This is a genomic window from Arenibacter echinorum, from assembly GCF_003259375.1.
Lineage (GTDB): Bacteria > Bacteroidota > Bacteroidia > Flavobacteriales > Flavobacteriaceae > Arenibacter > Arenibacter echinorum.
The window spans coordinates 116271-129246 of the sequence record NZ_QLLN01000003.1; the positions used below are offsets into that span (position 1 = coordinate 116271).

7 protein-coding genes are annotated in these 12976 nt (G+C 40.0%); 4 read left to right on the plus strand and 3 right to left on the minus strand.

The window, feature by feature from the left end:
* Positions 1-72 precede the first annotated feature (72 nt).
* On the minus strand, positions 73-1482 hold the full coding sequence (locus LV92_RS07760) for a sensor histidine kinase (RefSeq protein WP_111623093.1): 1410 nt from the start codon (positions 1480-1482) through the stop codon (positions 73-75).
* Positions 1483-2131: 649 nt separating this feature from the next.
* Between LV92_RS07760 and LV92_RS07770 the strand changes: the two genes are divergently transcribed.
* The 4 genes from LV92_RS07770 to LV92_RS07785 all read left to right on the plus strand — a co-directional run bounded on the left by LV92_RS07770 (position 2132) and on the right by LV92_RS07785 (position 10040).
* Positions 2132-3730: a sulfatase family protein gene (locus LV92_RS07770; protein ID WP_111623095.1), complete on the plus strand. Its 1599-nt coding sequence runs from the start codon at positions 2132-2134 to the stop codon at positions 3728-3730.
* 160 nt (positions 3731-3890) lie between these two features.
* The gene (locus LV92_RS07775) at positions 3891-5507 is read left to right on the plus strand and encodes a glycoside hydrolase family 31 protein (RefSeq protein ID WP_111623096.1); all 1617 of its coding nucleotides are present in this window, start codon (positions 3891-3893) and stop codon (positions 5505-5507) included.
* A gap of 381 nt (positions 5508-5888) precedes the next feature.
* Positions 5889-8159: a right-handed parallel beta-helix repeat-containing protein gene (locus tag LV92_RS07780; RefSeq protein WP_111623097.1), complete on the plus strand. Its 2271-nt coding sequence runs from the start codon at positions 5889-5891 to the stop codon at positions 8157-8159.
* A gap of 33 nt (positions 8160-8192) precedes the next feature.
* Positions 8193-10040 (plus strand): arylsulfatase, encoded by a 1848-nt coding sequence (locus LV92_RS07785; protein ID WP_111623098.1) that lies wholly within the window; start codon positions 8193-8195, stop codon positions 10038-10040.
* Positions 10041-10167: 127 nt separating this feature from the next.
* Here the strand turns inward: LV92_RS07785 and LV92_RS07790 are convergent, their stop codons facing one another.
* Positions 10168-10470 carry a DUF1330 domain-containing protein gene (locus LV92_RS07790; RefSeq protein ID WP_111623594.1) on the minus strand — a complete coding sequence of 101 codons (303 nt, stop codon included), beginning with the start codon at positions 10468-10470 and terminating at the stop codon, positions 10168-10170.
* Positions 10471-10533: 63 nt separating this feature from the next.
* Entirely contained in the window at positions 10534-12384 is a 1851-nt protein-coding gene (locus tag LV92_RS07795) for a hypothetical protein (RefSeq protein WP_111623099.1), read from the minus strand.
* Positions 12385-12976 lie beyond the last annotated feature (592 nt).

The window sequence follows — 12976 nt, forward strand, 5'->3', positions numbered from 1 at the left end:
GTGTTTTAATGTGTGAAAATTTAAAGTCAAGACAATTTTAAACATTATCATGGCTTTTCCTAGGACAGTTCTTTATGCAATTTTTGCCAATTTTGGTATTGGAATATTTAAAGGCAAGGTAAATTTAAAATTGCTGCCTTTTCCTTTTTCACTTTCCACCCAAAGATGTCCATCCAATTTTTTCACAAATTCTCTGCAAAGAACAAGACCTAAACCAGAACCTTTTTCGTTCGCCGTGCCTGGCAAGGTTACATTAGTGGATAAATCAAAGATTTTATGAATTGTTTTTTCGTCCATACCCACTCCATTGTCGGATATAGAAATTTCTACATGGTCTTGATTTGTAGTGGCTGCAACATCTATATGTCCGCCAGGATTTGTGAATTTTATGGCGTTCGAAATTAAATTGCGTAAAATAGTTCCTAAAATATTTTCATCAGTACTTAATTCTATTTCATCTGTAGTGGAAAAATGCAAGGAAATGTCTTTAGCTTTTGCTTGAGGTATTTTAAGTTCAATGATATGCAATATTACTTCCGACAGGTTAATTTTTTTTGGGCTGAAACCAAGTTCCCCAGTTTGTGATTTAGCCCAATTTAATAAGTTGTCTAGCAAACTGAGTGTATTCTTGGCAGTTGTATTTATTAGATCAACAAACTCTTCAGAGTCGGAATTTTCTGCGGTAGATACCTTTTCTGAGAGTAGTTCGGAAAGGCATAATATGTTGTTGAACGGACTTCTTAAATCATGTGCTATAATTGAAAATAATTTATTCTGGGTCTGGTTCAACGCTTCAAGTTCAAGTTTATCCTGTTCAATGATTTTATTTTTTTTAAGTATTGTTTTTTGATCTGCTTCTTTTAATAACATCATGAAACCTATACTAATAGCACTGATTACAAGGATAGAAATTATTAGAAACCAATTATTGAAGGTAGAGTTCTGGAGGAAAACATATGAGTCGCCCATTTGGTATATTTGAAAAGCACGAATTAGTTGGAATATAGAATACAAGAGAAGTACTCCACTTAAGAGGATGGAAAACTTGTATTTATTTTTATTGAAAAATAGATAATAAGCACCTATCCCATAGAAAAATGAGCAGGATATTATGCGTGTAATACTAAGCATGGTGTAATTTTCCTCAGCTATCAAAATGGCGGAATAAAATAGAAAAGTAAACACAGCGAAAATCCACAATAGTTTTATCCGCATTTTACCATTAAACGAAACAAGTCCAAACGAGGTAAATGCAAAACAAGAAATCATAAGAAAATTATTGATCCGCAAAGCAAGCAAAGGAGGTAATAAATCCCTATTAGTGTACGTGAGAATCGCCACGGTTTGAAATGTAATACCCAATGCAACCAGCAATAAATACCATTGTTTGTGTTGATAAAAATATTGATAGATAAACAAAGCAATGATAAATAAGTTATTCACCGCTAAAAAAAACAATATCGAGGGGTAGTCTAAGGTCATTAGTCGTTATTCATTTTATTTTGATAAAGATTAAAAAAAAATCGTGCAATAATCTGTTTTTTTGATGTTTTTTGGAAAGTTTAATGGGTTTATGTTTAAGAAATAGCTTATTGGGTTGTTCATGTAATTACTAAACAATTATTTAGCATGCTATTAGACGTAGGCGGGTTTGGGGCCTAGTTGCGAAAATATTAGATGGATGAAAATGCAAAGAGGGGTACTGTTTTTTGCAGTGGTTGGCATGAACCCTTTGTTTATCTATATATTTGCAAGTGTGGGTGGAGCCGATTTCCTAGGGCGAATTATAAAGCCATTTTCAACAGCATTGTGTAGTTGGACAGGGGAATTAGGTACAAATATCATTACTTCCTTATTTGTAGCCTTCGGGCTTTGGTACATTTGTTACTTGATGTATTATAAGAAACTTTTCATCAAAATTTAATAATTTTAAAAATCCGGATAACAGAATGACCATAAAGGGTATTCCATTTTACCAAAATGGAATATGTTTTTACACACCAAGGATTTTAGATGATAAACACCCAGTTTATGCTTTGTGACGATAGTAATGCAGTGACAAGCCTTGGAAGACCGAAAATATTCTAACTTTAGTATTCTTTCAAATATTCAATTGACCAAAATAGAGATTATGAAGAAAATTCAAAAAACCGCTCAATCAATTGTTTTCATTTTGACAATTGTAGTATTCATTTCCTGTAAAAATGAAAATACAGCGATCCAAACGAATAGACCAAACATCCTGTTTGCTATTATGGATGATGCTACATATGAACATATGGGGATCTACGGATGCGATTGGATAAAAACACCTAATTTCGATAGGATAGCTAATGAAGGCCTTCTGTTTTCAAGGGCATATACACCGAATGCAAAGTGTGCACCCTCGAGGTCAATAATATTAACAGGCAGAAATTCATGGCAATTGGAGGAAGCAGCGAATCATTGGGCATATTTCCCAACCAAATTCAAGACCTATGCCGAAGTATTGGAAGATAACGGGTATCACGTTGGTTATACCGATAAAGGCTGGGCACCGGGTATCGCAAAGTGGGAAAATGGTGAGGAACGTTTTTTAGTTGGAAAACCATACAATGAAAAACGTACAGACCCCCCTGGGGATCATATTTCAACAAATGACTATGCCGCTAATTTTTCGGATTTTTTATCTGCAAATAAAGAAAGTTCTCCATTTTGCTTTTGGTTTGGATCAAGGGAACCCCATAGAGCTTACGATAAAGGAATAGGTATTGAAAGAGGAGGTAAAAAACTTGAGGAAATTGACAAGGTCTATTCGTTTTGGCCTGATAACGAGACCGTAAGGGGAGATCTTTTGGATTATGCCTATGAAATTGAATATTTTGACAACCAATTGGGCAAAATGTTGAAAACTTTGGAGGATAGAGAAGAATTGGACAATACCGTCATAGTTGTAACCTCAGATAATGGAATGCCTTTTCCAAGAGTGAAAGGCCAAGATTATGAACTCTCCAATCACCTGCCATTGGCTATAATGTGGAAAATGGGAATAAAATCACCAGGCCGTAATATAAAAGATATAGTATCTTTTGCGGATTTTGCACCCACCTTTCTAGAATTGGCTAAAATAGAGCCTTCCGAGCATGGGATGAAGCCAATTACCGGTAAAAGTTTAAGACCCATCTTTAGTTCTACCAAATCAATTAATATTGACAGTTCAAGAGATGATTTCGTATTATTGGGAAAAGAGAGACATGATGTGGGCAGACCCAATGATTGGGGTTATCCTATCCGTGGCATTGTCAAGGAGGACTACCTCTTCATTCGAAATTTTGAAACTTCCCGTTGGCCAGCAGGAAATCCTGTTACCGGATATTTAAATTGTGATGGTTCTCCTACTAAAACAGAAGTGTTGGCTTTAAGGAAAAACCTTGAAACATTTCATTACTGGGATTCAAATTTTGGCAAAAGACCGGAGTTTGAACTGTATAACATAAAACAAGACCCTGAATGTATGGTAAATATTTTTGGCAATCCTGACTATTCCAAAACGTCGGAAGAGTTGAATACCCTTATGATAGATGAGCTAAAAAGACAAGAAGACCCAAGAATATTGGGAAATGGTCAAATATTCGACAACTATGTTTATGCCGATTCCACTGGGGTTAATTTTTACGAAAGATATCTCGATGGTGAAGAACTTGGCACTAGTTGGGTCAATCCTTCTGACTTTGAAGATATAAAAGATTGATCTAACCATTTTTACTTGAAAAGCATAATCTAAAATTGATAATCTTAACTAGTTGGATTAAATCCCAGAACCACTAAATTATACTATTCCCCAATTAAAACTATACCTGATATTACAATTTCACCCATTTGTTAAAATTGAAAAACAATAATAAAAGACTATGAAAAAAATACTGTTAATTTCATTATTGCTCATAACAACTTATAGGACATATTCGCAGAATAAGGAAAAAGTGGAGATAGTAATACTGCAAGATGAATATTGGTGGGGTGGACTTAGCGCTATTGGCCACAACACTCCTTATGACTCGGTAACTAATGAGAGTCATGACCTTTGGGGAGATAACAAAGGAAATCAAGCGCAACCATTGTTGTTATCCAGTAAGGGCAGATACGTTTGGAGTGAATCTCCCATAAAGTATTCCTTTGATAGCGGAAAAATAACGGTAACCTCTAGAAAAGGGGAAATAGAATTTGGAAGTGCTGGTGAAAATTTAAGGGATGCTTACAATTTTGCCGTGGCAAATTTTTTTCCTCCAAACGGCAAAACGCCTGATGAACTTTTGTTTACCAAGCCTCAATACAACACATGGATAGAGCTAACATATAACCAAAATGAGGACGATATATTAAAATATGCCCAAGCAATTATTGATAAGGGATACCCGCCAGGGGTCCTAATGATAGATGACAATTGGCAGGAAAGTTATGGCACTTGGGAATTTTCGCCGCGCAGATTCAAAGATCCCAAAGGAATGATTAAAAAGTTACATGACATGGGTTTCAAGGTTATGCTATGGGTGTGTCCTTTTGTAAGCGCGGACACAGAAATTTTTAGACATTTGGCCAAAGAAAAAATGTTGCTATTGGATGCCGATAAAACACAAGAGGTACTGTGGGCCAATACAGAAAAAAAAGCAGCAATTATAAGATGGTGGAATGGTGCCAGTGCTTGTTTGGATTTAAGTAATCCTAAAACCCAAGTCTGGTTTGAAGGAAGATTAAAATACTTAATGGATGAATACGGTGTAGATGGTTTTAAATTTGACGCAGGGGACGCAGATTTCTACACTGGGGATATTGTTTCTTTTGCCCCTGAAACTAACCCAAATGACCATACTACTTACTTTGCAAAATTAGGATTACAATTTCCTTTGAATGAATATAGAGCGTCATGGAAAATGGCAGGTTTACCTTTGGCGCAGCGATTAAGAGACAAAAACCATAATTGGAGTGATCTCGAAAAGCTTATTCCTGATCTGATGTCCCAAAGTTTAATGGGGTATGCATATACTTGTCCTGATATGATAGGCGGAGGAGAGCACCAGTCTTTTGAAAATTCCACAACAATTGATGAGGAATTGGTGGTACGTTCAGCTCAAGTGCATGCTCTAATGCCAATGATGCAATTCTCTGTGGCACCATGGCGAGTTTTGTCCGAAGAAAATAATCAGTTATGCCTTGAAGCTTCCCTTTTACACACCAAAATGGGACGCTTAATTCAAGAATTGGCGGAAGAAGCTTCAAGAACCGGAGAACCTATAGTAAAGCCTATGGCCCTAGCATATCCAAATAATGGGTATGAAACCATAAAAGACCAATTCATGCTTGGAGACCATATACTGGTTACCCCTGTAATCAAAAAAGGAGTGCGGAAACGAAAGGTAATTCTACCTAAAGGAAAATGGATAGCAGAGAACGGAGAAACTTATAGAGGAGACCGCACCATTGAAATTGAAGTTCCTTTGAGCCGTTTACCCTATTTTACCAAAAAATAATAACCTCAAAAGTGAGCTGGGGCTATCTTATAAAGTGGGTAAACAAAAAAATAGCGTTGGTATCACCGTTGCAAAGCCAAGGATATAATCAAGGGCCCGACGGACGTAGTAGGGAACGCTCAAATGTTAAGGGTGTTCCAAAAAGTGTTCATTTGTCCGTTCAAGAATAACCCTCCAGTCAATTTTGGGCATAAAAAAACCGATAAGGCATTGTCAATCCGTTGAATTCTATAAATTTTAGTTTGGTAATGAGAACTAGGGGTTTTGAATTTGAAAAAAATACAAATTAAATATGTACTTCATTTTATAAGACGTTTATGAATTGGCTTACTGTATTATCGTTAAATTTCAAATAAACTTAAAACAATCAAACTAACCTTTATGAAACTCTTTGTAAGAATTATTAAACCAACAATATTAAGTTTTGTTCTATGCTTGTTTTTTGTCTCATGTGCCAATGAAGCCAAAGAAAAAACACCTAAAGAAATATACGTTGCTCTTGATGGTGATGATGGGGCAGAGGGTAGTATTTCGAAACCGGTTGCTACTATTTATGGGGCTGTAGAGGCTGTTAGGGCCATGAGAAAAGCCGGTGAAACTTCACCCGTAGTTATTTACTTTAGGGAAGGGCGTCATGCCTTAACGGAAACTTTGGTCTTGGGCATGGAAGACGGGAACCCTGGCCTTATGGAATCGGCTCCTTTAAATGAGTACGGTGCAGGGGAACTGGCCCCTAGCTATCTGACATTTGCTGCCTATGGGGATGAAAAACCTATTTTGAGTGCTGGAGTTCCCGTGAACGGATGGGAACTGTTGGATTCCGAAGCAGCCGGCTTGCCCGGTGCTGCAACCGGAAAAGTATGGGTAGCGGATTTTCCAGAAGGATTTGATAAATTTTACACCCTATACGACGAAAAGGGTCGCTTGAACCGTGCCAGGGCTGAGGGTTTCCTGCCCACCAAAACTGGAGATAAAAGAACTTTGTATTTCCCACAGGGAAAACTAAAAAACTGGGATAACTTGGCGGATGTTGAGTTGAACATAAGACCTGGTAGGGCCTGGATGATCAACATGCTACCCTTGGAATCTGTTGATGAGGAAAACGGTGTGGCAACGACCGGCGTATCCGCAACCTATGAAATGGGCAAATTAGCCGATTGGGTGCACACCAATGATGGAAACTCGGCATGGATTGAAAATACACTTGAAGCTCTTGATGAACCTGGTGAGTGGGTCATAAATTCTAAGACCAGAAAGATTTTTTTATGGCCAGCAAATCCATCAGCAGACGGTTCGCCCAAGGGTATCCTTGCACCTGCTATTACTGAATTAATTCGTATTGAAGGCAATATTGATTACGATGGTTCGGTTGATCAACCTGTAAGGGGAATTTCGTTTTCTGGAATAACTTTTTCGCATGCTGACCGTCGTGCTTGGACCACAGATGATGAACAATTGGGATGGGGTATGCAACACGATTGGGATATGTTCGATAGACCAACCTCCATGCTTCGGTTCAGGGGTGCAGAAAATTGTCTGGTCATTGATTGTAAATTTTTAAATTCTGGTGGCTCCGGAGTTCGTTTTGACCTCTATGCACAACGGAATAAAGTGGAAAATTCAGAATTTGCACATCTTGGCGAAGCTGGGGTTCTTTTAGCTGGTTATGGACCTGGAACCAAAGATGTTAACCATCACAACGAAATAGTCAACAACCATATTCACCACTTTAGTGAAATAACCTGGCATTCTCCAGCGGTATGGGCCTGGCAAAGTGGGTATAACCGTATTGCAAATAATTACATTCATCATAGCGGATATTCCGGTATACTCGTCACCAATAGGGTAGAACCAAATAGAAGTTTAAATGGGGAAGGCGGAAGAACTGTAAGGCACCATGAAATTCCGGCTGATGTTATAGAAAATACAGTGGAGACCTATGAAAACTGGAAGGTTCGTGAAAAATATAATCATTCCCGACACAATATTGTAGAATACAATGAGATAACACATGCTGTACAATTGTTATCAGATGGAAACGACATATATATTTCTGGTGCTGGAACAGGAAATATAATTAGATTTAATTACATACATGATAATCTTGGGCATTCAATGCCATCCGCTATTAGATGTGATGACGATCAACATGAAACATTGATTTATGGAAATATTTTGAACAACAATGCTTTTTTCGCTGCCGGAATAGTTTCAAAAGGCGTTAACGATGTTATCAATAATTTTATTGTTAAACCTTTAAATGCTCCCCGTTATGGCTATATAAGTTATGAATGGGTAAGTGTAAAAGGAAGTAAGGTTTCAAAAAATATCATTGTTTCCCATCCCGATGGTGGCAATGCACATGGAGAAAGACCTTATGCTCAAGGGGGGTTCAATTATGATGGAGTACCTCTTTTGGTAGAAACCAAAATGGATTCCAATCTGTACTACCACCCAACCAATCCAAATTGGATGGATGATCATTTGGCCAAAATGCGGGCGGTAGGTAATGAAAAATCCAGTATTTTTGGAGACCCTATGTTTGTTGATCCGGAAAATGGCGATTTTAGTTTTAAAGAAAATAGTCCTGCATTAAAACTAGGTATCGAACCGCTTGACGCTTCTAAAATGGGAATGATAAATCAACCTTAGTTTTTCAAGATAGTACCAATATAATCCAGTAAAATGATTAAATATAATTTACATTTTGTTTATGCTGTCCTCGCACTAGTATTGTTAAGTTGTGCGGATGGTAAACCTAAAAAGGAATCGGTGGAACAGCTAGGAACAGAAAAACCGCCCAATGTGATTATCGTTATCACCGATGACCAGGGATATGGGGATTTAGGCTTTACCGGTAACCCAGCTATCAATACGCCCAACATAGACAGACTGAGTACCCAAGGGACCTTGTTGAACAATTTTCACGTAGATCCCACCTGTGCACCAACACGTGCAGCACTGATGACGGGACGCTATTCGGACCGCGTTGGCGTCTGGCATACGGTTCAGGGACGTAATATGCTGCGTAAGCGTGAAACTACCATGGCCGATGTTTTTGGGGCCAATGGCTATGCAACCGGCCTTTTTGGAAAATGGCACCTTGGGGACTGTTATCCTTACCGTCCGGAAGACCGAGGCTTTCAGCACAGTATCTACCATCAAGCGGGAGGTGTGGGACAGGCTCCGGATTATTGGGGCAACGATTATTTTGACGATACTTACATCGTCAATGGTAAGCACCAGCGTTTTGAAGGCTTCTGCACGGATGTATGGTTCAACGAAGGGATAAAATTTATCAAGGAGAACAAGGACAAGCCCTTTTTTACTTACATTTCTTTAAATGCACCCCATACGCCGCTCTACTGTCCGGAAGAGTATGTGAAACCCTATGAAAATGATCCACGGGTTTCTTCCCCGGAATTCTATGGGATGATAACCAATATTGATGATAATCTGGCACGGCTTACAGAAATGTTGGATGCCGAGGGTTTGGCGGACAATACCATCCTCATTTTTATGACGGATAACGGTACCGCTAGTGGCATTATAGACGGTAGGGGCTATGACGGTGGAATGCGCGGGATGAAAAATTCGGAGTACGAAGGCGGACACCGTGTCCCCTTCATTATTCGCTGGCCGGATGGCAAGATAGAGGCCGGGAAATCTATTGAGAACCTCACTGCCCATATAGACATACTTCCAACCCTAATTGACCTATGTCAGTTGGAAGCACCTAAAATCGAGTTTGATGGCAGCAGTATTCGGGATCTCCTTTATTCGGAAGCTCCTGATTGGCCGGATCGTAGCCTGGTGGTTGAATCCCAACGGGTGGTAGACCCCATAAAATGGCGAAAAAGTGCCGTAATGCACGATCGCTGGCGATTGGTAAATGGTGAAGAGCTCTACCAACTGGACCAAGACCCCAAGCAGGCCACGGACATTGCTGAAGAGAACCCACAGGTAATTGAGCAGTTGCGTGGGGAGTACGATAAATTCTGGAATGATGTCTCGCAGGAGCACGACCTTATAAGCTATATGGTCATTGGTTCGGACAATTCGCCCATTGTCTCCCTCTCTTCCCACGATTGGCTGATAGATAAGCTTCCACCCTGGAACCAAGGACATATTATAAATGGGGAAGTTGCAGAGGAATCCTTCTGGGCGATAGAGGTAGAGCGTGACGGCGTATATGAAATCTCATTGAGACGTTGGCCAGTGGAAGCAGACAAAGGCATCAATGATGGCACTTATGGTAAGGCATTCAACTATAAGCAGGCCCGTATGCGTATCGGGGATTTTGACGAGACCATGGATATCCCCAAGGGAGCTAAAGAGGTTACTTTTAAGATGGACCTGAAAAAGGGCGTCACCAAACTGGCCCCTGTATTCATCGGTCCAGAATTAACGGCTACCCCTTATTATGCCTATGTTACGCACAAACCCGAACTGGGTTGGCAAACTCCTGAGGGAATGGGAATCCAGGTATATGATCCATCCTATGGAAGGGTCCCCCACAAAAGAAACAAATAAATATTTCCGAATAAGTAGGGTAAAGAAATCCACATTATGCCAAGGACCAATTCCGGTATGATGTGGATTCCTATACCAATTTGATATGATTTCCTTAAAAAAAAGGAATAATCCACCTATTGTTTTCCTATAACTTACTCCCTTGTATCAAAACAGAAGATTTGATCGATTTTTCTTTTAGGTGCAGGAACTTTTTTCGCTCTTCGTCTTGTTTAAAATGATCAAAATCTTCCTGGGTATTAAACTCCACCAGATGAATTTCATAAGGCTTCTCTATATTATTTTCAATGATGGAATCATCCGTGGGTCGAATTCTTAAGGTAAGTCGACCATTATATTTTAAAATGGTGGGAATGGCAATATCTTCAAACTGATGAAATATTTCTTCCTGTCCCTCTTTAACGTAAATGAGTTGCGTAATGTAGATCATAGTACGAGTGATTGTATTGTGTGTCGTTTTTTGGGTAGGGGAGCGCCCCATATTTATTATAGGCTAATGGTTATTCTCTAGCCAAAGCCTCGACCTTGGTTTCATTTTCAATGTTCCTGATGCCGTATCCAATTTTTGACCCGTAAAAGCATCCAAAAGGCCAGAGTTTTCCAATCCGCTTAATTGAAGTTCTACTTCCTCCTTGTTGTAATTGTGCAAAATTAGGTCTCCATTTTCCAAGGGTTGCATAGTGATTCTGGTGGGTGCATTGAGTTCTATCTGTAATTGTTCGTTAAAAACAGCGCGAATTTCATTGGCCCAGGAAGTGGGTAGATCCAGTAGACCCAGTGGGCGAGGGCAGAGCAACACTTCCCCAACTGCTTTAAAATCAGCCTCGGAAAAGGTATGGGAATTTAAAACATATACCTGCCCATCTTTGCTTTTGGTCAGGAATGGAATAGTGCCGTGGCCCGATTTCACTTCCAGCAACGCGATTGCTTTTTTGACTTCCAATGGGGCCTCCAAATCCAACTGCCTTTCCAAAGTAGTTTCACTGCCATCCAGGATTATTTTCTCCGCACTTATTACCCCAACCTCCGGCTTTGGGATACCGGCCAATTTGGAGAGTTTCCCCTTGTCATCTACCTTAGCCAAAAATCCGGCGGTCATAATAATTCTTTTACCCTGCTTGTGCGATGCCACTACCTTGCCCACAATATTGGGATCGGCAGCAGCTTGTGTGGGTAAAAAAATGGTTGCTGCATTTTCGGGATAGTATGCCGTTGGCATCAAGGGAATCCCAAACATGCCTACAAAGTCCATAATGTAAAGATCGCCGCCTGCATCACTATGTGGGGGTTTATATCCAGCTATGCCATGAATGGGGGAGGTCTTTAAGGTTTTGGCCAGCCTTGCCAATTTTTCAAAATCCATTCGCAACAGATGGTGTCCGGCATGTCCGTTTACAAAACTCCCATAGTTAAAAATAACCAATTCGTTGGCTCCGGCAAGTACGGACTGATAGGCCTGCTCCACAAAATCCAAAGCATCGCAATCGCCATGATCAAACCAGGCTCCCCCGATCTTCTTGCCGGCCATAGACTTTATCCAACTATAGTTCACAAAGCCTTCATAGGGTTGTACAAATCCAAAGCGCTGGGTGTATTGTCCCCTTGTTTCCGTTCCTACCCAAACTTCGTCGAATAATTTTGGACCGGTTTCCACATCATAACCGAACATATGAAAACGATCGTACCACTGTGGATATTTAATGATCATATGTATATCCGGATTAACGGACTTTGCCGGATCTATGAAGATGGAGCTTGCCAATTCCGTCATTAATTGTCTGCGGTAATCGGACCAGCTGCGGTCTCCCTTGGCGACCTTGGATTCCAAGCTGATATCTCCCGTACATAAAAAATCATCCACAATAAAGGTGTCAAAAATAGGGGCTGCGTCCAACATCACTTTCTTCATATCCTGTTGGGTCTTTGGATTCTGCCAATTGAACCAACCTAGTTCGCCCTCCTGCTTTACCCCAATATCACCTCCGGGGACAGTGGCAATTCCGCCAACCACTTCAAATCCGTTTTGGGTAAAATATGTTGTGATCTCGGCCAACAACTCGGGCGCGACAAGCAAACCGCCACGGTACACCTCCAAATACACTTTGGTGATTCCATTGGCCATCATTAGAGAAGTGGCTTCCCTTCTTCCTTCAGGGGTGGAGAGCAAACGTTCCACCGAATGTGCGGTGATGTATACGCTAAGCTTTATATCGTCCTGATGTTGTTTGGCAAATTGGAAATTGTCATCAATTTCTGCGCTCGATTGGGAAAATCCGGAAACGGATAGGGCTAGCATTAATCCGGAAATAAACAGTTTTCTTAAAAAGTGGTTGGTTGTAGTCATGGGTGAAATTAGGTCTGAATTAAAACATTCAATTTATGTAATAAATGGCTGCTATAATTGGTAAATATTGCCGAAACCTGACTTATGGTTACCCCAATAGGTGAGAGTAAGGAGATTATTAATAATAAACCAACGTAGGAGGTTCATGAATACCTTTTTCCAAAATAAGGTGTGTTCAATCTCTTTTTAATTGTTAATGAATTGTTTAGGGTAATGTTGTCCGATCGAGCCTACTTTCCGCATGTAAGCCTATCCCGATAGTTATCGGGAAAGCCCTCATTTTAATGACAAAAGTGCCCAACCCCTAATGTTCGCTAAAACCAATTGTGTGCGACTTCTCGTCGTCCCGAAAAGGGACTCTGTCGAAGTGACTACCGTTGTCCGGTGGAGCCTGCCCGTTCCGTTCAGGCGGGCGCAGACGAGACCTCATTTTAGTGCTATTAGCGTCCAATACCTCTCGACTCTGCTATTAGATTAGCATTATTAAATTTATAGATGTTTAATTTATTGAAATTACTGAACAACCACCCAACACCCAAAATCGATAAGGAATAATTGGAAATAAGTAGTAACTTTAAATGTCCTGCCAATT

Bases quoted from the DNA above. Each gene is read 5' to 3' on its own strand.
- LV92_RS07790 (WP_111623594.1), bottom strand. From the start codon at position 10,470: ATGATCTACATTACGCAACTCATTTACGTTAAAGAGGGACAGGAAGAA.
- LV92_RS07795 (WP_111623099.1), bottom strand. From the start codon at position 12,384: ATGACTACAACCAACCACTTTTTAAGAAAACTGTTTATTTCCGGATTA.
- LV92_RS07775 (WP_111623096.1), top strand. From the start codon at position 3,891: ATGAAAAAAATACTGTTAATTTCATTATTGCTCATAACAACTTATAGG.
- LV92_RS07780 (WP_111623097.1), top strand. From the start codon at position 5,889: ATGAAACTCTTTGTAAGAATTATTAAACCAACAATATTAAGTTTTGTT.
- LV92_RS07770 (WP_111623095.1), top strand. From the start codon at position 2,132: ATGAAGAAAATTCAAAAAACCGCTCAATCAATTGTTTTCATTTTGACA.
- LV92_RS07760 (WP_111623093.1), bottom strand. From the start codon at position 1,482: ATGACCTTAGACTACCCCTCGATATTGTTTTTTTTAGCGGTGAATAAC.
- LV92_RS07785 (WP_111623098.1), top strand. From the start codon at position 8,193: ATGATTAAATATAATTTACATTTTGTTTATGCTGTCCTCGCACTAGTA.